The organism is Hydrogenobaculum sp. Y04AAS1 (genome assembly GCF_000020785.1).
In the GTDB taxonomy this organism is placed as follows: Bacteria; Aquificota; Aquificia; order Aquificales; family Aquificaceae; genus Hydrogenobaculum.
In genome coordinates this window covers 1,039,721-1,059,744 of record NC_011126.1, presented here as the reverse complement: position 1 = coordinate 1,059,744, position 20,024 = coordinate 1,039,721, and the positions used below count along the sequence as shown (strand labels likewise).

At 34.7% G+C, this 20,024-nt stretch carries 23 protein-coding genes and 1 tRNA gene; 8 read left to right on the top strand and 16 right to left on the bottom strand.

The window, feature by feature from the left end:
• Nucleotides 1–5: 5 nt before the first annotated feature.
• The 5 genes from HY04AAS1_RS05790 to glp are packed head-to-tail and all read right to left on the bottom strand — an operon-like array spanning nucleotide 6 to nucleotide 4,179.
• A complete protein-coding gene (locus HY04AAS1_RS05790) occupies nucleotides 6–632 on the bottom strand; it encodes a methyltransferase domain-containing protein (RefSeq protein ID WP_012514187.1) in 627 nt (208 codons plus the stop codon).
• Nucleotides 619–1,944 carry a protoporphyrinogen oxidase gene (hemG, locus tag HY04AAS1_RS05785; protein ID WP_012514186.1) on the bottom strand — a complete coding sequence of 442 codons (1,326 nt, stop codon included), beginning with the start codon at nucleotides 1,942–1,944 and terminating at the stop codon, nucleotides 619–621. The genes HY04AAS1_RS05790 and hemG overlap by 14 nt, the downstream gene beginning before the upstream one ends.
• A complete protein-coding gene (locus HY04AAS1_RS05780) occupies nucleotides 1,941–2,732 on the bottom strand; it encodes a thiazole synthase (RefSeq protein WP_012514185.1) in 792 nt (263 codons plus the stop codon). The genes hemG and HY04AAS1_RS05780 overlap by 4 nt, the downstream gene beginning before the upstream one ends.
• A complete protein-coding gene (gene thiS, locus HY04AAS1_RS05775; RefSeq protein WP_012514184.1) occupies nucleotides 2,733–2,939 on the bottom strand; it encodes a sulfur carrier protein ThiS in 207 nt (68 codons plus the stop codon). It lies immediately after the preceding gene.
• Nucleotides 2,940–2,961: 22 nt separating this feature from the next.
• Nucleotides 2,962–4,179, bottom strand: coding sequence for a gephyrin-like molybdotransferase Glp (gene glp / locus HY04AAS1_RS05770; RefSeq protein ID WP_012514183.1), 1,218 nt, complete (start codon nucleotides 4,177–4,179; stop codon nucleotides 2,962–2,964).
• Between the two features lie 67 nt (nucleotides 4,180–4,246).
• Between glp and lepB the strand changes: the two genes are divergently transcribed.
• Together lepB and HY04AAS1_RS05760 are read left to right on the top strand one after the other, a co-directional pair.
• Nucleotides 4,247–4,927, top strand: coding sequence for a signal peptidase I (gene lepB / locus HY04AAS1_RS05765; protein WP_012514182.1), 681 nt, complete (start codon nucleotides 4,247–4,249; stop codon nucleotides 4,925–4,927).
• A 2-nt stretch (nucleotides 4,928–4,929) separates the two neighbouring features.
• A complete protein-coding gene (locus HY04AAS1_RS05760) occupies nucleotides 4,930–5,664 on the top strand; it encodes an ATP-binding protein (protein ID WP_012514181.1) in 735 nt (244 codons plus the stop codon).
• A gap of 104 nt (nucleotides 5,665–5,768) precedes the next feature.
• Here the strand turns inward: HY04AAS1_RS05760 and HY04AAS1_RS05755 are convergent, their stop codons facing one another.
• Both HY04AAS1_RS05755 and purE read right to left on the bottom strand, forming a co-directional pair.
• Nucleotides 5,769–6,140 (bottom strand): STAS-like domain-containing protein, encoded by a 372-nt coding sequence (locus tag HY04AAS1_RS05755; protein WP_012514180.1) that lies wholly within the window; start codon nucleotides 6,138–6,140, stop codon nucleotides 5,769–5,771.
• Between the two features lie 284 nt (nucleotides 6,141–6,424).
• Nucleotides 6,425–6,889, bottom strand: coding sequence for a 5-(carboxyamino)imidazole ribonucleotide mutase (purE, locus tag HY04AAS1_RS05750; RefSeq protein WP_041308058.1), 465 nt, complete (start codon nucleotides 6,887–6,889; stop codon nucleotides 6,425–6,427).
• A 30-nt stretch (nucleotides 6,890–6,919) separates the two neighbouring features.
• Between purE and hisC the strand changes: the two genes are divergently transcribed.
• The 5 genes from hisC to HY04AAS1_RS05725 all read left to right on the top strand — a co-directional run bounded on the left by hisC (nucleotide 6,920) and on the right by HY04AAS1_RS05725 (nucleotide 10,094).
• A complete protein-coding gene (gene hisC / locus HY04AAS1_RS05745; protein ID WP_012514178.1) occupies nucleotides 6,920–7,969 on the top strand; it encodes a histidinol-phosphate transaminase in 1,050 nt (349 codons plus the stop codon).
• The gene (locus HY04AAS1_RS05740) at nucleotides 7,966–8,301 is read left to right on the top strand and encodes a helix-turn-helix domain-containing protein (protein WP_012514177.1); all 336 of its coding nucleotides are present in this window, start codon (nucleotides 7,966–7,968) and stop codon (nucleotides 8,299–8,301) included. Before hisC ends, HY04AAS1_RS05740 begins: the two co-directional genes overlap by 4 nt.
• 115 nt (nucleotides 8,302–8,416) lie before the next feature.
• Nucleotides 8,417–8,506, top strand: a tRNA-Ser gene (locus HY04AAS1_RS05735).
• A 55-nt stretch (nucleotides 8,507–8,561) separates the two neighbouring features.
• Entirely contained in the window at nucleotides 8,562–9,806 is a 1,245-nt protein-coding gene (locus HY04AAS1_RS05730; RefSeq protein ID WP_012514176.1) for an adenylosuccinate synthase, read from the top strand.
• 87 nt (nucleotides 9,807–9,893) lie between these two features.
• Nucleotides 9,894–10,094, top strand: a complete 201-nt coding sequence (locus HY04AAS1_RS05725; protein ID WP_012514175.1) for a hypothetical protein — start codon at nucleotides 9,894–9,896, stop codon at nucleotides 10,092–10,094.
• A gap of 229 nt (nucleotides 10,095–10,323) precedes the next feature.
• Here the strand turns inward: HY04AAS1_RS05725 and HY04AAS1_RS05720 are convergent, their stop codons facing one another.
• The 4 genes from HY04AAS1_RS05720 to rpsT all read right to left on the bottom strand — a co-directional run bounded on the left by HY04AAS1_RS05720 (nucleotide 10,324) and on the right by rpsT (nucleotide 13,808).
• Nucleotides 10,324–11,913 (bottom strand): proton-conducting transporter membrane subunit, encoded by a 1,590-nt coding sequence (locus HY04AAS1_RS05720; RefSeq protein WP_012514174.1) that lies wholly within the window; start codon nucleotides 11,911–11,913, stop codon nucleotides 10,324–10,326.
• A 347-nt stretch (nucleotides 11,914–12,260) separates the two neighbouring features.
• Nucleotides 12,261–12,962 (bottom strand): phosphoribosylaminoimidazolesuccinocarboxamide synthase, encoded by a 702-nt coding sequence (purC, locus tag HY04AAS1_RS05715; protein ID WP_012514173.1) that lies wholly within the window; start codon nucleotides 12,960–12,962, stop codon nucleotides 12,261–12,263.
• Nucleotides 12,959–13,540: a tetratricopeptide repeat protein gene (locus HY04AAS1_RS05710; protein ID WP_012514172.1), complete on the bottom strand. Its 582-nt coding sequence runs from the start codon at nucleotides 13,538–13,540 to the stop codon at nucleotides 12,959–12,961. Before HY04AAS1_RS05710 ends, purC begins: the two co-directional genes overlap by 4 nt.
• Entirely contained in the window at nucleotides 13,527–13,808 is a 282-nt protein-coding gene (rpsT, locus tag HY04AAS1_RS05705; protein ID WP_012514171.1) for a 30S ribosomal protein S20, read from the bottom strand. The genes HY04AAS1_RS05710 and rpsT overlap by 14 nt, the downstream gene beginning before the upstream one ends.
• A gap of 298 nt (nucleotides 13,809–14,106) precedes the next feature.
• On the opposite strand from rpsT, the gene HY04AAS1_RS05700 reads away from it, so the two are divergent.
• The gene (locus HY04AAS1_RS05700) at nucleotides 14,107–15,054 is read left to right on the top strand and encodes a flagellar biosynthesis/type III secretory pathway protein (RefSeq protein ID WP_041308055.1); all 948 of its coding nucleotides are present in this window, start codon (nucleotides 14,107–14,109) and stop codon (nucleotides 15,052–15,054) included.
• A 273-nt stretch (nucleotides 15,055–15,327) separates the two neighbouring features.
• Here the strand turns inward: HY04AAS1_RS05700 and HY04AAS1_RS05695 are convergent, their stop codons facing one another.
• From HY04AAS1_RS05695 to HY04AAS1_RS05675, 5 genes are all read right to left on the bottom strand, one after another.
• On the bottom strand, nucleotides 15,328–15,915 hold the full coding sequence (locus tag HY04AAS1_RS05695; protein WP_012514169.1) for a hypothetical protein: 588 nt from the start codon (nucleotides 15,913–15,915) through the stop codon (nucleotides 15,328–15,330).
• A 112-nt stretch (nucleotides 15,916–16,027) separates the two neighbouring features.
• Entirely contained in the window at nucleotides 16,028–17,059 is a 1,032-nt protein-coding gene (locus tag HY04AAS1_RS05690) for a tetratricopeptide repeat protein (protein WP_012514168.1), read from the bottom strand.
• Between the two features lie 46 nt (nucleotides 17,060–17,105).
• Nucleotides 17,106–17,582, bottom strand: a complete 477-nt coding sequence (locus HY04AAS1_RS05685) for a hypothetical protein (protein WP_012514167.1) — start codon at nucleotides 17,580–17,582, stop codon at nucleotides 17,106–17,108.
• A 148-nt stretch (nucleotides 17,583–17,730) separates the two neighbouring features.
• Entirely contained in the window at nucleotides 17,731–18,399 is a 669-nt protein-coding gene (locus tag HY04AAS1_RS05680) for a tetratricopeptide repeat protein (protein WP_012514165.1), read from the bottom strand.
• A 625-nt stretch (nucleotides 18,400–19,024) separates the two neighbouring features.
• Nucleotides 19,025–19,969 (bottom strand): Rpn family recombination-promoting nuclease/putative transposase, encoded by a 945-nt coding sequence (locus tag HY04AAS1_RS05675; protein ID WP_012514163.1) that lies wholly within the window; start codon nucleotides 19,967–19,969, stop codon nucleotides 19,025–19,027.
• Nucleotides 19,970–20,024 lie beyond the last annotated feature (55 nt).

The window sequence follows — 20,024 nt, the reverse complement described above, 5'->3', positions numbered from 1 at the left end:
AAGTTTTATAAGCTTGGGGGTATCTTTATGGGGTTGTTCATCTTCTTTTCTAACTCTGGGTCTGGTGCCATAGCGTAAACCCCGTAGCAGTATTTACCAAGATCCACCATACGCCCTACTTTTACACCAACGTCTTCTAACGCAAGGCCAAGCTCCCATTCGGAAGGTACTTCTTCTTTTGGTGGACCTTTATCTCTATCCTCTTTTTTCCATTCTACAATACCTATCAAACCACCTGGTTTTAATACTCTTAAAAGCTCGGATAAAAACTCACCGGGATTCGTAAGCTCATGAAATACAAAAGCCATATATGCAAAATCTATTATTTGATCGGGAAGTGGAATTTTATTTTCTTCAGATTGAAGCACTACTACGTTTTGAAGACAAAGCTTTTCTACCTTGTTTTTTGCATACTCCACCGCCGCCGGCTGAGAGTCTATGGCATAAACTTTTCCCTCTGGGCCTACCATCTTGCTAAGGTAAGGAAGATAAAAACCAGCTCCTGTGCCCACATCGAGCACTTTATAACCTGGTTTAAGGCCAAACTGTTTTAGAGTTTTCTCTGGGTCAAAAAGCTCAAGACGCTCTTCGTTGTCAAGACGATGTAAATGTTCTGGATTAAACTTGTGCATGAGCCACTCCTTTTTTAAGAAATAAAATTTGTTCGTTTGCTTTTTTCATGGCGTATCTTAAAGAGTCGTTAAAAGAATTACCTTCAATATAGTTTCCTGCTATAAAAACACCTTTGTTCATATTCTCTATATCCTTTACGGTGTTTATAAATTTCTCGTAGCCTATGTTGTATTGAGGTATGGCTTTTTTCCATTTTTTGAAATAATATTTTTCAAAATCCTCTATACCAAGTATTTGCTTTAACTCCTTCTTTACTTGTGAAATGATCTTTTCCTCTGGCCAATCTGCTACATCTTTTCTTCTTTCACCGCCTACATATATAGTGATAATGTTTTCATCTTCTTTGCAGATTTTAAATAGATTGCTTGAAAAAAGTGCTCCAAGCATGATGGTATTTTCTTTTCTTGGTATTAAAAACCCAAAACCCTTTGGAAGAGGATGTTTTACGATAGCGCTTATCACTATAACAGGTGCATACTCTATCTGGTCTAACTCCGCAGACATGCTCCAAGTGAGATTTCTAAGAAGATAAGATGCACTGTAGGCTGGTGTGGCTATGAGTATAGATTTTGTTTGAATTTTACCGCTTTTAGTATCTATAGTATATATATCGTCTTTTTTAGTGATTTTAAGTGCCACATTTTCCAAAGATATATCTATGCCAGAGGCCATTTTTTCTAAAAATGTTAAAAGCCCACCTTCAAAAGATGTGATCTCACCTTGAGGGCCAAGGGCTTTTTTCTTCATAGAACCTTTTATGATAGACCCATATTCATCTTCTAAGGCTTTTACCCTTCTAACGGCGTATTTGGCAGACAATTTGTCTGGGTCTCCAGCGTATATACCGCATACAAAGGGTTCTACTATCTTATCCAAAAACTCTTTGCCAAGACGCCTTGTTACAAAATCGCTTATACTTTCTTTGGGATCGTCTTTTGGTGGTATAAATGGTTCTCTTAAAAGCCTGATTTTACCAAATATAGAAAAAAAATCAGAGGTTAAAAACTCAATCGGGTTTGATGGCATTTTCTTAAGCTGACCGTTTAAATATACGTACCTTGTGTTGGCGTGCTCTTTTAGTGGATGTAGAGGCTTTAAATTTAGTTCTTTGGCAAAAGCCATAAATTCTTCTTGACCAAGCACAGATTGCACGCCAAGCTCTATGATACGTCCATCTTCTCTCAAAGTATGGGTAGAACCACCTATGTGAGGCTCTTTTTCTATAACAAGAGGATCAAAACCAGCTTTTTTAAGCGTATAAGCTGCTACTATTCCACTAACGCCTGCACCTATTACAACGGCATCTTTCATTTAAAAGGTACTCCCGTTAAAGGAGATGATGGGACTGCATATGTTCTTTTTGGCATTCTACCGGCTAAATAAGACATTCTACCGGCTATCCAGGCGTGTTTCATAGCTTTTGCCATCAAAATAGGATTTTGAGCTTCTGCCAAGGCTGTGTTTGTTAGTACCGCATCTGCTCCAAGCTCAAAAACGATAGGAATATCGGCAGCACTTCCTATACCAGCATCTACTATTACAGGCACAGATACAGCCTCTTTTATAAACATAATGTTGTATCTGTTTTGAACACCAAGACCAGAACCTATAGGGCTTGCCAGTGGCATAACCGCTACACATCCAATATCTTCAAGCTTTTTAGCAGCTATAGGATCGTCAAATATGTATGGTAGCACCTTGAATCCTTCTTTTACAAGCACTTTAGCTGCTTCTAGAGTTTGTTCCATATCTGGGTATAGGGTTTTTTGATCTCCTATCACCTCTAATTTTATCCAATCTATACCAGTGGCTTCTCTTGCAAGCATAGCTGTGTTTATAGCATCTTTTGCCGTATAACAACCAGCGGTGTTTGGAAGTATGAGGTATTTGTTTGGGTCTATGTAATCAAGGAGATTTTCTTTTGTCCTGTCTGTGATATTTACCCTTCTTACAGCTACCGTTATTACTTCAGCACCAGATGCTTCTAATACTTCTTTGTTTTCTTGAAAGCTTTTAAACTTACCAGAACCTATAAACAGCCTAGATTTAAACTCTCTTCCAGCTATTACCAAAGGATCAAAAGACATGAGATCTTCCATTTAACCGCCTCCTACCAACTCTATAATCTCAACACAATCGCCATCTTTTATGAAGACTTCTTGATACTTGGATTTTGGTACGATGTCTTCGTTGACGGCAACAGCAAGACCAACAGGCCTTAGTTTTACTCCAAAAGTTTCTATAAGCTCCAAAATGTTTATGGGCTTTTCAAAATCAAAATATTCACCGTTAACCTTGATACGCACATTAAAAATTTAATTAAAAAACTTATCTTATGTATGATGAAAACATTATTACATCCACAAACTCCCCAGCAGGTATTTCGTTTACACCCTTTGGTACCAATATATAACAATTGGCGCTTCTAAACTCTGTAAGCATGTGAGAACCTTGCTTAGGAAGAGCCTCCACCAAAAGCTCTTGTTCTAAATTTAATATACCTCTTAAGAACTCAAGTCTATCTGAAGATTTTCTTTTTATTGGGGCTATTAGTTTCGCTCTCATGAAAGGTTTTATAATATCTTTGTATCCCATCATCTTTTTGATAGAAGGTCTTACAAATATATCAAAGTTTATAACACAAGATACTGGGTTTCCCGGAAGTCCAAAAAACAGCTTATCGCCTTTTGTAGCAAACACAATAGGTTTTCCAGGCTTTATAGCTACTTTGTGAAATTTTACATCAAAACCTAACTCTTTTACCGCTTCTTTCGTAAAATCTTTATCGCTTACAGATACTCCACCAGTGGATATAAGAATATCAAACTCCTCTATGCGGTTTAAGGCGTTTTTTATTGATTCTTTGTCATCTTTTATTATACCTAAAAATGTTGGTTTTACACCCATGCTTTCCAAAAGTCCCATTATGCTTATATGGTTTGAGCTTCTTATTTGAGCATCGCTTGTTTTTTCTTGTCCTACATCTAAGACCTCATCCCCGGTGACAAAAATACCAACCCTTGGCATTCTAAACACATCAAATGTAACTATATTCTGAGAAGCCAAAATACCAAGCTCGTATCCTCTTAGTACTTTGCCAGATTCAAGCAATAAATCGCCTTTTTTGATATCTTCACCTATTCTTCTTATGTTTGATCCTTTTTCTTTATAAGCTAAAATCTCTACCTCATCGGCGTTTACTTTTGTGAGTTCAAGCTCTATCACAGTATCCGCCCCTTGTGGTATAGGAGCACCTGTGTATATCTTAACAGCTTCTCCTTTTTTAATAGGTATTGGTTTTGCTCCAGCTGATACTTCCCCAGCTATCTTTAGCTTTACCGGCAGTGCGTTTTTCAAAGGCAATAAATCTTCATTTAAAAGCGCAAAACCATCCATCGCCGCATTATCAAAGCTTGGTATGTTTTCTTTGGCGTAGATGTCTTTAAAAAGCACTCTATTTAGTGCTTGATCTAAAAATATGCGCTCATCATCCAAAGTTTTTGTATTGTTTAAAATAATCCTTAAAGCCTCTTCAAAATCTATCATAATTTTATTTTAGCATTGTTTTACCCTTTTCATGCAAATTTTATAGGCTTTTAGTATAATATACCAAATGAACTTTTTAAAAGAGATAAAAGAATTAATAATCATCGTAATAGTGGTGATTTTTTTAAGGGCTTTTGTGGTGGAGGCTTTCAATATACCATCTGGTTCTATGAAGCCAACCCTTGATGTGGGGGATTTTGTGCTTGTAAATAGATTGGCTTATGAGATATCACAGCCAAAAAGAGGGGATATAGTGGTTTTCAAGTGGCCTGTTAATCCAAATATAGATTTTATAAAAAGGATAATAGGTGTTCCAGGAGATCACATAGTAGTAAAAGGTCAAACCCTTTATATAAACGGCAAAGAGATAAAATGGCAATTTGTAAAACAAACTGATAGAAAACTCATTTACTATGAATATCTTCCAATAGGTGATGGGAAGTTTAGAAAACATCTTATAGCTATTTACAAACATCCTTTTGTGCCAAGAAGAAACGTAGATGTAGTGGTCCCGCCTGGAGATTATTTTGTAATGGGAGACAACAGAGACAACTCAGAAGACAGCAGGTATTGGGGCTTTGTACCAAGGAAAGACCTAATAGGCGATGCTTTTGTTATATACTTCTCTGGTCATGTCCCATCTCTTACCACCGCCGAAAATAGCCCCCTCATTGGTCTAAGACAGCTATTTTTAGCCCTTATAAGCCCTAGGATAGATAGAATAGGTATGCAACTAATGAGGAGATAATCATGAGAAGAGAACTAATTTTTGACAACTTACACAACAATATATGTGATTTTACAAAGATAGAAAATGGTACTATTGATGTTTCAAGTTATGATTACGTAGAGCCTGTTGGTATAGCTATGCTAAAAGCTATAAAACAAGAGATAGAAGATGTTGAGATTAAATCAGATCCAAATTCACGCTTTTATTCGTATTTTAAAACGTTAAATGAAGCTCATTACGATGAAAGTAGAACTTACATTCCTTTAGAGGTTGTAAAGAGTGGTAATCTAGATATTAGTAGAGATAGATTGGCAAAAAAGATAATGAGTGATTTTAAAGACTTGAGAAATGAAGACAAAAAAGATTTGAAGAGTTATTTAGATTACATGGTAGGAGAGATATTACACAATGCCATTCAACACTCACTTAGTCCTATTGGAGCTATAATTACTGGTCAATACTTCCCAGCCCAGAGAAGATTGCAAATAGTTGTAGTAGATAGAGGAGTAGGATTTTTACACAATATACAAAGGCGATATCAAGTAAATACGGAACAAGATGCGATTTTAAAAGCTCTTGAAAAAGGTGTTAGTAGCCCACTGGCAAAAATAAATACTTATTATTCTCAAAATAATAATGTTGGATACGGACTTTATGCTCTAAAAACGATAATAGAAAAGACAAACGGAAAACTAATGATAATTTCCAACAACGGCATGGTAAGATTGGACAGAGATAACCATTTAACTGTATAAGAGTTTCAAAATACAAACTGGAAAGGATCAATAGTAGCTTTTGAATTTTTTGAAGATGAAATAGAATTCTCTAAAGATGAGTTTTTCAAAATATATATATGGGATCAGGATGAAGAAGTGCTTTGAGCCATTTTCTTACTGTAAGATATCACCCAATTTAGGGTACCACGGATAAAATCTTTGGCGTTTATAAGTTTAATATTTTGTTTTATGAAATCTACCCCATTTTTTCTAACGAATACCCCTACTATTTCGTCCCCAAACCCTTGTGTAATAAGTTCAACGCCCTCAAAATCCAAAATAATTTTCACATTTTTTTCTAAGAGCTCTTCCATCATTTTCCTTACTATAACTCCGGTTTCTCTTGCAGTCAAAGAGTCCAGTTCAGGAAATAACTCTTTAAGTTTTATAACAGCCGTATCATGTATTTCATCATTTCTAATCTCTTGCTCTGTAGTCTCAACATCACTCTTCATAATCTCTCCTAAAAAAAACACTATAATAATTTATTATATATATTTTTGAAAAATTTACAACTATAGAGCGATAACATCGCATTTCAGAGCTAAAGAACAGACAAAGCCACCCAAAACTATGAGAAATGCTAAAGCACACTATAGAGCGATAACATCGCATTTTACTATTGCGTGGCATACTTGTTTTGCGTGGTAGACTTGTCGGGAATTGACGAGGGAACAGGCACTGGTAGTGTAAGAAATGCTTACAGCACACTACGATGTAAGAAATGCCGTTGACACACTTAAATAACCATATTATAAACCTTTTGCTCTAAAGATTTTTTGTAGTCTTCGAGCTTTTTAGAAAGAGATTCGTATTTTATAGATAAAATCCTAATGGCTAAAAGAGCGGCATTGTAGGCGTTTCCAATGGCTACTGTGGCTACTGGTATACCTTTTGGCATCTGGACTATGGAGTACAAAGAATCAACACCGTTTAGATGCTTTGTTGGTATCGGGACGCCTATAACTGGAAGTGTAGTGATGGATGCCACCATACCAGGCAAATGAGCAGCACCTCCAGCCCCTGCTATTATCAGTTCTATGCCCCTTTCTTTTGCGCTTTTGGCATATTCATACATCAAATCTGGGGTTCTATGAGCGGATACCACCTTTTTCTCGTAAGGGACTTCAAACTCCTCAAGCAAATCCGCCGCTTCTTTCATATATTCCCAATCCGATGAGCTTCCCATTATTATACCTATCATTCTAAATATTATAAATGCTATAATAAAAAGATGTTTAGCAAGAGAATTAAGCTTTTAAAAGCCTACAAAACCGAGACAACACCTTGTCATATAAAACTCTCTTCCAACGAAAACCCTTTTGATTTGGAGGAGTCTGTAAAGTTAGAGCTTTTAGAGGTTATAAAAAATATAGAGTTTAACAGATATCCAGATCCTCATGCTACAAAACTAAGGCAAACTCTATCCAAGCTTTATGAGGTAGAACCAGAAAACATAATGGTTTGCAACGGCTCAGATGAAGCCATCCAATATCTTATGCTTGGTATAGGAGAACTTGATGAAGGAGTATTGATACCGCGTCCTACGTTTCCCATGTATGAGGTTATAGCAAACGCTTTGGGAAAGCCCATATACGATGTTGATTTGGATGAAAATTTTCAAATGAACAAACAAACACTTCAAAAAGCCCTTGAGAAAAAACCCTCTATCGCTTTCATATCAAATCCAAACAACCCCACCGGAAACTTGTTTAGGGATGAAGATATAGCACTTATAAGAAAACATACTTTTACCGTCGTAGATGAAGCTTATTATGATTTTTGTGGTAAAACTTATATAAAAGATGCTATAAAAGATGACAACATGGCGGTTATGAGAACTTTATCCAAAATAGGCCTTGCATCTTTGAGAGTTGGGGCTTTGATAGGCACAAAAGAGTTTATAAGAGAAATATCCAAACTAAAGATGCCTTTTAACGTATCCTACACATCCCAAGCTATGGCAGATTATATTATTTCAAACCACATAGATAACATCAAAAACCAAATAAAAGTTTTAATAGATGAAAGACATAGACTAAAAGAAGCCCTTTCTGATATAAAAGGTATAAAAGTGTATGATTCTTGTGCAAACTTTTTCCTAATAAAAGTAAACGATGCAGATTTTATTCATAAAAGCCTAATACAAAAAGGTATTTTGACAAGAAACATATCTTACCTTCCAAACCTTGAAAATCATATAAGGATAAGTATCGGTAAAAAAGAAGAAAACGACGCTCTTATAAACGCTTTAAAAGAAATAGCTCAACAAGTCTACCTATGAGTGAAGAATGCCCGGTTAGTATAACGTTAAATATATTAAACGGCAAATGGAAACTTCTTATTATAAAGGAACTGCTTACAGGTAAAAAGCGCTTTTCGGAACTAAAAAAGTCTATGCCAGAAGTAACTCAAAAAATGCTTACCAAACAACTAAGAGAGTTAGAATATTATGGTCTCATAGAGAGAAAAATATATCCTGAAATCCCCCCAAAAGTAGAGTACTTTCTTACACCTCTTGGAGAGAGTTTAAAACCTGTCTTAGATGTATTGCATCAATGGGGTGAAGAGTATAGAGCGACAACTTCGCATTTCAAAGCTAACGAACAGGCATAGGCTTTCAGAAGTGCAGAGAACGGCCCTAGAGAACGGCCCTAGAGAACGGCCCTTTGGCACACTATTAAAAACTATAAAAACTTCTTCAAACTTCTGGTAAAATAATATAACTTCAGGAGAGGTGGCTGAGTGGCCGAAAGCGGGTGATTTGAAATCATCAGTGGGTTCACGCCCACCGGGGGTTCGAATCCCTCCCTCTCCGCCATAAAATCCTGCTTAATATATCAACATAAAGCTTTTTCTGATATAATGAATAGGTTATGGAAAAACTGGTTATAGTTGGTGCTCAATGGGGTGATGAAGGTAAAGGCAAGATAGTGGATTTGCTATCCAAAGACTATGAAACGGCTGTGAGATATCAAGGTGGAAACAACGCAGGTCATACTGTTATAGTAGAAGGCAAAAAATATATCCTTCATCTTGTGCCCACTAGCATACTTCATAAGCATACAAAAGGCATAATAGCCCAAGGTATGGTTATAGACCTTGAAGTGTTAAGTAAAGAGATAAAAGATCTTGAGGTTTTGGATATTGAGAATAGACTTTTTATAAGCGATAGAGCACATATAATCCTTCCTTATCATAAAATTTTAGATAGGCTTTTTGAAAAAAAATCAAACATAGGCACAACTTTAAAAGGTATAGGCCCTACATATATGATGAAATACGCCAGAAAAGGCATAAGGATGGTAGATTTAAAAGATGAAGATATATTTTTCAATAGGCTTGAAGAAAATCTTGAATTCACAAAAGAACTATGTGAAAAGGTATATAACGAAAGGTTTGAGCTAAACAAAGATGAAGTTGCAGAAGATATTTTTAGGCTTTTTAAACCTATAGAAAAAAATATTAAAAATACTTTTAAAATTATACAAACCTCAAAAAGCGTAATATTTGAAGGGGCTCAAGGAGTTATGCTTGATATAGACATAGGTACATACCCTTATGTAACTTCTTCCAACTCATCAACGCTTGGTCTTTCAAACGGCACAGGACTTCATCCAAAATATTTCACCGATGCTAAGTTTGTGGGTGTTTCAAAAGCTTACACTACAAGGGTAGGAGCCGGTCCTTTTCCTACAGAGCTAAAAGATGAGATAGGAGATGCTTTAAGAGATTTTGGGCATGAGTATGGTTCTACCACCGGAAGGCCAAGAAGATGTGGGTGGCTTGATTTGGTGGCCTTGAAATACGCTTGCGATACCAACGGCTTTGATGAAATAATACTTACAAAACTAGATGTCTTAGACATTTTTGATGAGATAAAAGTTTGCATAGCTTATGAAAACTTTGAAGATTTTCCGTCTTCTTTGAAAGATATGGAAAACGCAAGGCCTATTTATAAGACATTAAAAGGCTGGAAAGCCACCACAAAGGCGGCAAGAGATAAAAGCAAACTTCCAAAAGAGGCTTTAGATTATATAATGTTTATAGAGGATTATCTAAATACGAAGGTATCGATGCTTTCTACTGGCCCAGCCAGAGAAGATTACTTATACTTGTAATATAAAATATTTTTGGTTTTCATCAAATTTTCATCTTTTTTTTATTATATTAAAAACTATCAAAACTTTTATAGGAGGTTAAGAGCTATGAAGAAGTTCTTATCAATGCTTTTAGCAGGTATGTTTGCAGTATCACCAATGGTGATGGCAGCAGAAAAGAAAATGGAACACAAACCAGTGCACAAGAAGATGGTGCACAAAAAATGGCACAAAAGAGTAGTGCACAAAAAATGGCACAAGAAGTGGCACAAAAAAGTAGCCCACAAAAAAGTAGAGCACAAAAAGTGATATAAATCTCTCATTTTCGAGCCCCGATTTCGGGGCTTTTAAGATAATTAAAAATTTACCTTTTAGGTTTTCGTAGTAAAGACTCATGGTATATATTACAATTTAAAGAAGAGATGCCCCTTGGATTTCTATATAGTTTAAATACTCTTCAAATATTTTCTATAAGCTCAAGAGCTTTGTTTAAAATACCCATCATAGCCAATGCTAAGTAGTACATAAGCATACCTCCTTATAAAAGCTTAAAATACCTTATTAAAATGTCTGGCAAGAAAAATCCTCTGGAGAAGATTTTATAAAAAGTCCATTTTAGCTTTTCATACCTTGTGCCAGAAGCATCTTTGTAGGATTGATAGTATATGATAGCCCAACCAAAGACTATAACACCTATGAGTAAAGCAAGCAAAATAAGAAGGTAAGGTATAGACAGATTGGCCGCTTTGTAAAACTCTACGTATTTTGGCCCATAGAGGTATTCTTCAAAGGTGGTACCCATAAACTCGTAGGTTAAAACTATAAATACAAAAGATACTATAAGACCCAATATGGTTTTTAAAGATGTATTTTTAGAAACCTTAAAAAACGATAGGAAAAGCTGGGCACTGGTGAGCCAACCAAAAGCTAAGAATATAATACCAGCTTGGAATTGAAATTGAACTCTATTTATCAAAAACTCTATAAGTGTAAAAAGCACTATAGGTATTATGGTAAATATAGCTACAATCTCACCTATGGTTTTTCTGTTTTCCTCAGTTTCTTCTGAGAAAAGCTTGTAAGAGAGATTTTTTGGTATGTTTGGATCTTTTCTGGCAAGGTGTATGACGTTACCAGACTCTAAAAACAAAGAGGCTTTAAATATACCGTGTACTATGAGGTGATAGATTGCTACACTAAAAGCTCCTATACCAGCTTCCATTATCATATATCCCATTTGTCCTACTGTAGAATAACCCAAAGAGCGTTTTATATCTGGTTTAGAGAGCATCACCACAGAAGCGGCTATAGCGGTTAATATGCCAAAGAAAAACGCGGTATTCAAAGCAATTGAGGAAGATAGATAAAGGTAAGCTATTTTGTTCAAGAGTATACCACCAGCGTTTACTATACCAGCATGCATTAGGGCTGAAACTGGAGTTGGAGCTTCCGATGTGTAAGGAAGCCAAAAGTAAAAAGGTATAATAGCTGATTTTGCCATTGCAGAAGCCACAAACAAGAGGGCTATTGCATTTACAATAGTGCTATGCTCTATGTTGGTTTGCCATATGTGATATAGCGTTTGAAGGTTTAGCGTATGGTATACTTTGTATGTTAGTATCGTCCCTAACAAGAAAAAGAAATCTCCTATTCTATGCACCGTGATAGCCCAAGAGCCAAACCTTACTGCATCTTTTGACTCTACTCTAAAAGATATCAAGAAGTAAAGACTAAGGCTTAGTATCTGCCAAGTTATAAACATTACAATGAGGTTGTTTGCCATTATCATAAAGTATATGGAGCTAAAAATAAAGTTTAGTATTATAAAAAACCTCTTATAACCTTTTTCGTCCCACATGTAGTTTGAAGCGTACTTTCTTATAACAAGCCCTATGATGGCCACATAAGGCACCAGTATAGAAGCCAAATGATCAAACACCAAGGTGTTGTAAAACCCCACTATCACTTTATGAAACATAAACTCATAAGCCGTACCTATCAAACTTATAATGGCTATAAGCCCTGAAAAGAACATACTGATTCTTGGTATCGCCCTCTTATCATCCACAAAGGATATCAAAGCGGCAATAACAAGTGGAATAAATGGTATGGATACCACTATTTCCATAGACTTCGCCTCCTTTTTGGTTTGTAAAAATCTATACTTATAAGATCTTTTGTCAATAGTTTAAATATGATTTGACACATTGTCATAACCTCTTTTTGCCTTTAAAATTAAGCAGCCCGCTTTTGATATAAAACATTCTTTATGATATAAATCGTATTATAATTGTAAAATCCAAAAACTTATTTTACAAAATATTTAACCTTTTTAAGTTAAACTGCCTTTGAATTAAATAAATTAACATCAAAAATAAAAACCAAAATGCGGAAAATTAAAAATATTTTTAAACAAAATGGAAATTTTTATTATAAAATCAGCAAGAGATTTATGTTTTAAAACGCTTTGTATTTTTATGAATGTGTTTTTATGCGCTCTAAGATTTTAAGATAGCCCTCTTTTAGATCCCCAAGGTCAAACCTAAACCTATCTTTGTCTAATTTTTCGCCGGTTTTTTTGTCCCAAAGTCTGCAGCTATCTGGAGATATTTCATCTATTAATATTATCTCGCCGTCTTTTGTTTTACCAAATTCAAGTTTGAAATCCACAAGTATTATATCAAGCTGATCAAAGAACTCTTTTAAAACATCGTTTACTTTCAAAGCGGCTTGTTTCATAAATGTTATGTCTTCTTCGGTGGCAAGGTTGAGAAGTTTAACGTGTTCTATACATATAAGAGGGTCGTGAAGCTCATCGGATTTGTAAAAAAGTTCTACCAGCGGTGGGTTTAAAGATGTACCTTCTTTTATGCCGAGTCTTTTGGTTAGGCTTCCAGCAGCTATGTTTCTTACCACCACTTCTACATCTATGCGGGTTGCTTTTAAAACAAGCATCGAGTCTTCAGATAGCTTTTTTATAAAATGTGTTTTTATGTTTTTGGCTTTTAAAAGCTCAAAAATAAAAGATGTTATTTCTAAATTTATATGTCCTTTACCAGATATGTTGTCTTTTTTTATGGCGTCAAAAGCGGTAACATCATCTTTAAATGTTATTATGTAAGTGTCTTGGTCGTTTTCATAGACTATTTTAGCCTTACCTTCATAGAGTTTGTTCATGATTCTAACATCGATATTCTAAGAGAGGCTACGTTTGCATAATAGCTTTTTGGAAACGCTTTTATTATATCGTTGTAAACTGTTATAGCTTTTACTTTGTCGTTTAACTTTTCGTAAGCTTCGGCTTCCAATAGTAAGGCAGAAGCTTTGTTGAAAGCGTTGTTTGGGATGGTGTTTAGTATGCTTATGGCTTGTTGATATTTACCTTCTTTGTAAAGTCCGTAGGCTGCCCTTTCTTCGTATAAAAATTTAGCAGGCAATGTTTTTGCCTTAGATGAAATATCTTGAGACAAAGCAACGTCGTTCACAGGCAGGTTTGCCAACGTGGATATGCCTATTTCATAAGACATTGCCAAAAGCGCCATTGGGCTTTTCTTATAATGGGTTGCCACAAATTGAGCTTGGTTTAAAGCTCCTTGATAATTTTTTTGTTGTAAAAGCTCATCTACTTTTGACAGTTGATAACTTGCAGCTTCGTTGTACTCTTTTTCATGCTTTTTAAGAAAATAAAAACCTATGGCCACAAATATAGCTGTGATGCTAAGCGATAAAATAGTGTATATCTTATTTTTGCTCATTGGATGCCAAAGCCTTGTTTAAAAGTTGTGTAACTCTTGAGACTCTTCTGGCCGCTTCGTTTTTGTGTATAGAACCCTTAGCGGCTGCGTGCTGTATCATGCTTACCACAAAAGGAAGTTTGGCTTTGGCGGTTTCTAAATCTTTGGCTTGTATGAGTTTCTTAAAATTTCTTATGGCAGTTTTCATCCTTGATACATGCAACGCATTTATCTCTCTTCTTCTTTCATCTCTTCTAGCTCTTTTAGCAGCCTGTCTTTTGTTGGGCATCTAAAACCTCCTTTAAAAATTAATATTATATTATAACAAACAATTTATACAAATGCACAAGTTCAATACATCTTAAACACATAAACCGTGGCATACTTGTTTATCGTGGCATACTTGTTTATCGTGGCATACTTGGCGGGGCGTGGCATACTTGTGGATCGTGGCAGACTTGTAGGGCGCGGTATACTTGTCTTGATATTATTGTCTTTTAAGAAAACACTTATCTCAAATATAACAAACCTCTCTTTCTATGCCCTATATGGACTTATACAAAGAGCGATATAATTTTACTTATGTTATGGATCAAGAGAATAAACATCCTCAGAAGATAGATATCACAATAAGAGATATCATCCCATCTTTTTCAGAAAGTGCATTTATAAGAATGATAACAGGTAAAAACTACAAACGTGTTTTGAACTCAGTGTTTCCAAGCACAAAAGAAAGAAGAGTGGATTTACTTTTAGAGCTTGAAGATAACTCAATACTACATATAGAATTTCAAACAAGTAATGACAAAGACATGCTTTACAGAATGCTTGAGTATTATAGCCTTATAAAGTCGCATTTTAAAGACAGGTCTCTTTATCAAAAGCTTATTTATCTTGGTGAAGATGAATGCAATATGGAAAATTCTTTTGAAGATATTGGTATTTCTTACAAATACGAGATAATAGATATAAAGTATATTCAATGCGATAGTCTGATAGAGTCTAACAACATAGCAGATATAACTTTTGCATTTCTATGCAATGTAAAAGATAGAGGAAAGCTATTCAAAAAAGCTTTAGCTAAATTAAAAGAGCTGCCAAGCAAAGAAAGGTTTGATTGGTTTAAGAAGATATTGACGCTTTTAAGTATAAGACCTAAATTAAGTAAAGAGATTATAGATTTTTACGAGGAGGCACCTATGCTTGAAATAAGCTTAACTATAGACGACATAAAAGAGTGGCCTGTGGTGGGAAAGCTTGTTAAAGAATTAGAACAAGAAGCCATCTTAAAAGGAATGCTTGAAGGTGAGTTAAAAGGTAAATTAGAAGGAAAGCTTGAGGGAAAGCTTGAAGAGAAATTAGAGGATATAAAACGTGTGATATTGACAAGATTTGGGATATTGCCAGAAGATATTGAAAATAGGCTATCTAAGATAGAGGACCTTGAAAAGCTAAATGTTATATTTGATAAATCTATTACTGCCAATAGCATTGATGAGATAGGAAAGCTGATATCTGAAACTACCAAGCGATAATACTTTAGTACAGGTTAAATACATCATAAATAACATAAATCTTGCTATACTTGGGAGAGTGGCAGACTTGTTTATCGTGGTATACTTGTTTGTCGTGGCAGACTTGTGGGGCATGGCAGACTTGTAAACTATCTTAGCAAGCGTTCTATAACCTAAAAAGCTCTTTTCAGTCTCTTGTAGGTACATAAAAAACCTAAATCAAAAAAGCGCAAAGGTCATACCATTAGAAAATGAAAACCAAAATTCAGATAGCTTTCTTATAGTTGGGCTCCTTTATGGTCCGTATTTATTCCCTAAAGCTTGGCAAAGCTTTGTAGGTAACCATTCATCTTTAAACTCTTGATCAACAGGAATAGGTTTGGACGAAAAATATTCAGTTTGGTAATCACAAGCATAACCACCAGGTCCTCTATCTTGATCCATATGTCTTATCCAATTAATTTCTAAAGCTTTAACCCAAAATCCATCTTTGTAAAATCCTAACTTTATTGGATATTTTGGAAGATTAACAACTCTCGTTGCTGGTATATTTGAATTCATGAAAGCCGTTTGTTCTACATCCTTTGTAACTGGTTTTCCGTTCATGCATTCAGTATATACTACAAAATACTCGCCTGCACCTCTCATTAGCATTAAAGCTTTGTTGCCCTTTACGGCATATTTTACAAGCTTTATCCTTGTATATTTATCAAGTTGCATTTTACCATTGCGAAGTATAATTATTTTGTTGTAATAATCTAAATTACCATCATGCAGTTTTTTTGTGCTAACCCCATAATCATGGTTATACGGGTCAAAACACAACCCACTGCCAAAAGCCAAACTTGTTAAAGCTAATACTGAAACTAACTTCTTTAACATGCCTAATACCTCCTTTTGTCTGCCTTATTTATTTGAATTAAGCCTACTCCTAAGCCATATTAGTACATCATTCCAAGATTATTTCTTTCCATTTCATACACTTGTTTTTGATTCAATAACCACCAAATAGGTGCATTAATGCAAGTTTTGTTTTTATATATTCAAGGTTGATTTTAGCTTGTGCAAGTCCTTGTTCAGCAGCTTTCTGTAACCAATATACGGCTTCGTTGTAATCCTGTGGTACTCCTAAACCTTCTGCATACATATATCCAAGATTATTTTCTGCTTGTGCAAGTCCTTGTTTAGCAGCTTTTTTAAACCAATATAAAGCTTTGCTATAATCCTGTGGTACTCCTAAACCTTCTGCATACATATGTCCAAGAGTAGCTTCTCCTAAAGCATCACCTTGATGTGCAGCTTTCTTAATCCAATATAAAGCTTTTTGATAATCTTTTGATACTCCGCCTTTGCCAAACAAATACATATATCCAAGATTATCTTCTGCTGCTGCAAGTCCTTGTTCAGCAGCTTTTTTATACCAATATACAGCTTTGCTATAATCCTGTGGTACTCCTAAACCATATTCATACATATATCCAAGACTATCTTCTGCTGCTGCAAGTCCTTGTTCAGCAGCTTTTTTATACCAATATACAGCTTTGCTATAATCCTGTGGTACTCCTAAACCATATTCATACATATATCCAAGGTTATTTTCTCCTCGAGCATCACCTTGTTTAACTGCTTTCTTAATCCAATATAAAGCTTTTTGATAATCTTTTGATACTCCGCCTTTGCCAAACAAATACATATAACCAAGACCAACTTCTCCTCTAGCATTACCTTGGTGTGCAGCTTTTTTAAACCAATAAGCAGCCTTATCGTCATCTCTTGACACTCCTAAACCACGTAAATACATATACCCAAGTTTAGCTTCTGCTGGTGCATACCCCTGCTTTGCTGATTCTTTAAATAAAGGTAATGCTTTTTGGTAGTTTTTATCTTTATAATAATGAAGACCTTTTTGGTATTTTGCTTCTGGACCATATTCATGTTCATAAACAAAAAAGCCACCAATCACAACTAATAGGATCACTGCTCCTATAATGTAAGACTTCTTTATATTAGCTATTATATTATTCATTTATCACCCCCTATCCATCTTGTAATTTAAGTTTTCATAAATCAGTTTACTTTGTATCATGTACCTGTCGTTTCAGAGAATAAACACCTATAAGAAAGGCAGCAATGAACGATAACATGGTCAAATAAAGTCCGTATCGAAAGTGTAGCTTGACACCTGGGAAAATATTTCCTTGTTCTTGTTCTATTAGAAAGGCATTGTAAAGCTGTCCTTTAAATCTATAAAGTAATAAAAATCCTATAGCACCTACTACAGCAGTACCTATGGAGACTAGCTTGGTGTTAGCAAATTTGCCTCTAGCAAAAGTTATAGCAATTCCAGCTAAAGCTAATAAGAATGCAAAGACAACTTCGAGCATTGGATGTATATGTCTTCCATTGCTAAGCGTTTTTCCTGTAACGAAGTTCATCCCATTCAAATCTACGTGGTGGCTTCCGCAGGAGAACTGAACCCACGGCAAAAAGAAACATATAATAGCTATTATAAAAGTGGCTCTTGAGATCTTAATGAAATCAAAGTTCATTTTATATACCTCCTATCTATGGTTTCCAAGCTTGATTTACTAAAACGTTGCATTCTCTACCTAATATGCTTTTGTTTCTAAAAAATTCAGGTTCATTGGTACATCCTTCCAAGATTATTTCTTTCCATTTCATACACTTTTTTTTGATTCAATAACCACCTAATAGGTGCTTTAATTTACGAAGTTCATCAAGATAATATTTTCTTTTTGCATGTCCTTGTTTTTTTGCTTTCTTAATCCAATATGAAGCTTTTTTATGATCTTTTGGTACCCCTAAACCATGTTGGTACATACGACCAAGAAGATATTCTCCTAAAGCATCACCTTGATGTGCAGCTTTTTTAAACCAATATGCAGCTTTTTTATAATCGTGTGGTACTCCTGAACCACCTAGGTAAATCATTCCAAGAAAATCTTCTGCTTCTGCATCTCCTTGTTCAGCAGATTTTTTTAACCAATATACACCTTTATTGGGATCATGTGCTACTTCTAAACCAGCTAGGTACATCGTTCCAAGATAAAATTCTCCTTTTGCATATCCTTGTTTAGCAGATTTTTTAAACCAATGTACAGCTTCATAGTAATCCTGTGGTACACCCCGACCGCGTCCATACATATATCCAAGCTTCTCTTCTGCTGGCGCATATCCTTGATTCGCAGCGTATTTAAATAAAGGTAATGCTTTTTGGTAGTTTTTATTTTTATAATAAGAAAGACCTTTTTTATATTCTATTTTACTATACACGTATCTGTTAAAAACAAAACCACCAATTAAAACTAATAATATTGTTCCTCCTATAATGTAAGGCTTCTTCATTTATTACCTCCTATTGTATTTTATCTAAATGCTATTAAAACCCCTATAAGCAGACAGATTTTAATATCTATTTTTATTTTTGCAATGATATTGATCAGTTTCAATCCCCTATAGGTACACAAAAGACCATGTTTTAAATTAAGCTGCCTTTCAAGCATTGTAAATCAACGATGTTGCTATGATTGCAATTATACTTATGTCTTTTTAATATCCAAGAGCTTCAGATGAAATAAAACAAAGCCTTTACCTAAAAAGTTAAAAATGCCATGCTGGGATTTACTAAGTATAAAAAACTCTATACACTTATTCAGTTATTAAAGTACGACCTGCTCTTAATAAAACTTAAGAAGCCTAATAAGCCATAATGGCTATATAGATAGAATCCGAAGATGTATAAGTTTAGATAGAATATGGACAGAGTGGTTTACCACATTTCAAATTCCAGTCTTCTTAACAAATATTTTACTCACGATGTAAAAAATGCCGTTGGCACACTAGAAAGATATAATCGCGTTTCAGGATTTGGTGAAGTTGTTAGAACCTACCCGCTTCAGATGAAGCTTAAATCTCATTAGGATAACAATTTTAGTAAATTTTAGAAGTCATTACTAAATCGGCTAACTTATTAAATTTCTTCAATTTTAGTGGCCAGTATAACTTTCTTGAAGATATCGTCTAAAGTCTGTATATCATCTGTAATTTCTATTTTCTCTTCAAGCTCTTTTGGTAGTATCCCAAACTTTATAAGAATGGCACTCTTAATGTCATCTTTTTTAGCTTTAATTAATCCTTTTTGTAATCCTTCTTGTAATCCTTCTTGTTTGCCTTCCATTTTCCACTTTTCTGTTAGTGTCATAACCTTCTCATCACCTCCTGTTAGTTCTTTTAAAATATTTTCAACCTCTTCAGCACTGTCTTTCACATATACAATATAATCAAGCGTTAAAAATATGCAATGAGTCGTTTCTATATAATCATGGGTTTTGATATAATCTGCTATAAGCTCAAATACTTTTATAAAGCTTTCTATGCTATCAAATATATGTTTCATTGTAAGCATAGCCCATAGCATGCAAAGATCTTGATGTGTCTTACTTATAATATCTTCATCAGATACTCGATTTAGATCTATAAGTATATAGTTAAGTTTGGATGTGTATTTTTCTAATTTGATATTTTTAACAACTGGCAAAGATTTAGGTATATTCCATTCACCTTTTCCATGATAAAAAACAATGTTGATAATAGGAGGGTAATACTCTTTTTCTTTTATAGCTTCTTCCCAGATAGCGGCGTTGTAGTATAGAAGCTGAGTAGGTAGTTCTTTATCAAGATAAGATTTGTGCTCAAGTACTACCCGTATATATGCATCTTGATCTTCTACTTTGCAGCTAAAAAGTAAATCAAGCATAAACTTTTGAGATTTAGAAGAAAACTTTTCTGTATTAACAGGTGTTATAGAGTGTATATCTTGTGCTATATCCTCTGCAAAGATATCAAGAAGTATCTTTACTCTTTTGGGATCTGAAAATATCTGCTTGAAAAATGTATCGTGAGGTTGTATATCCATAGATCTATTTTACTACAAATCAAAAGTATTTAAAGGATATGATTTCACAGCTTCT

Bases quoted from the DNA above. Each gene is read 5' to 3' on its own strand.
- HY04AAS1_RS05790 (WP_012514187.1), bottom strand. From the start codon at position 632: ATGCACAAGTTTAATCCAGAACATTTACATCGTCTTGACAACGAAGAG.
- hemG (WP_012514186.1), bottom strand. From the start codon at position 1,944: ATGAAAGATGCCGTTGTAATAGGTGCAGGCGTTAGTGGAATAGTAGCA.
- HY04AAS1_RS05780 (WP_012514185.1), bottom strand. From the start codon at position 2,732: ATGGAAGATCTCATGTCTTTTGATCCTTTGGTAATAGCTGGAAGAGAG.
- glp (WP_012514183.1), bottom strand. From the start codon at position 4,179: ATGATAGATTTTGAAGAGGCTTTAAGGATTATTTTAAACAATACAAAA.
- lepB (WP_012514182.1), top strand. From the start codon at position 4,247: ATGAACTTTTTAAAAGAGATAAAAGAATTAATAATCATCGTAATAGTG.
- HY04AAS1_RS05760 (WP_012514181.1), top strand. From the start codon at position 4,930: ATGAGAAGAGAACTAATTTTTGACAACTTACACAACAATATATGTGAT.
- HY04AAS1_RS05755 (WP_012514180.1), bottom strand. From the start codon at position 6,140: ATGAAGAGTGATGTTGAGACTACAGAGCAAGAGATTAGAAATGATGAA.
- purE (WP_041308058.1), bottom strand. From the start codon at position 6,889: ATGATAGGTATAATAATGGGAAGCTCATCGGATTGGGAATATATGAAA.
- hisC (WP_012514178.1), top strand. From the start codon at position 6,920: ATGTTTAGCAAGAGAATTAAGCTTTTAAAAGCCTACAAAACCGAGACA.
- HY04AAS1_RS05740 (WP_012514177.1), top strand. From the start codon at position 7,966: ATGAGTGAAGAATGCCCGGTTAGTATAACGTTAAATATATTAAACGGC.
- HY04AAS1_RS05730 (WP_012514176.1), top strand. From the start codon at position 8,562: ATGGAAAAACTGGTTATAGTTGGTGCTCAATGGGGTGATGAAGGTAAA.
- HY04AAS1_RS05725 (WP_012514175.1), top strand. From the start codon at position 9,894: ATGAAGAAGTTCTTATCAATGCTTTTAGCAGGTATGTTTGCAGTATCA.
- HY04AAS1_RS05720 (WP_012514174.1), bottom strand. From the start codon at position 11,913: ATGGAAATAGTGGTATCCATACCATTTATTCCACTTGTTATTGCCGCT.
- purC (WP_012514173.1), bottom strand. From the start codon at position 12,962: ATGAACAAACTCTATGAAGGTAAGGCTAAAATAGTCTATGAAAACGAC.
- HY04AAS1_RS05710 (WP_012514172.1), bottom strand. From the start codon at position 13,540: ATGAGCAAAAATAAGATATACACTATTTTATCGCTTAGCATCACAGCT.
- rpsT (WP_012514171.1), bottom strand. From the start codon at position 13,808: ATGCCCAACAAAAGACAGGCTGCTAAAAGAGCTAGAAGAGATGAAAGA.
- HY04AAS1_RS05700 (WP_041308055.1), top strand. From the start codon at position 14,107: ATGGATCAAGAGAATAAACATCCTCAGAAGATAGATATCACAATAAGA.
- HY04AAS1_RS05695 (WP_012514169.1), bottom strand. From the start codon at position 15,915: ATGTTAAAGAAGTTAGTTTCAGTATTAGCTTTAACAAGTTTGGCTTTT.
- HY04AAS1_RS05690 (WP_012514168.1), bottom strand. From the start codon at position 17,059: ATGAATAATATAATAGCTAATATAAAGAAGTCTTACATTATAGGAGCA.
- HY04AAS1_RS05685 (WP_012514167.1), bottom strand. From the start codon at position 17,582: ATGAACTTTGATTTCATTAAGATCTCAAGAGCCACTTTTATAATAGCT.
- HY04AAS1_RS05680 (WP_012514165.1), bottom strand. From the start codon at position 18,399: ATGAAGAAGCCTTACATTATAGGAGGAACAATATTATTAGTTTTAATT.
- HY04AAS1_RS05675 (WP_012514163.1), bottom strand. From the start codon at position 19,969: ATGGATATACAACCTCACGATACATTTTTCAAGCAGATATTTTCAGAT.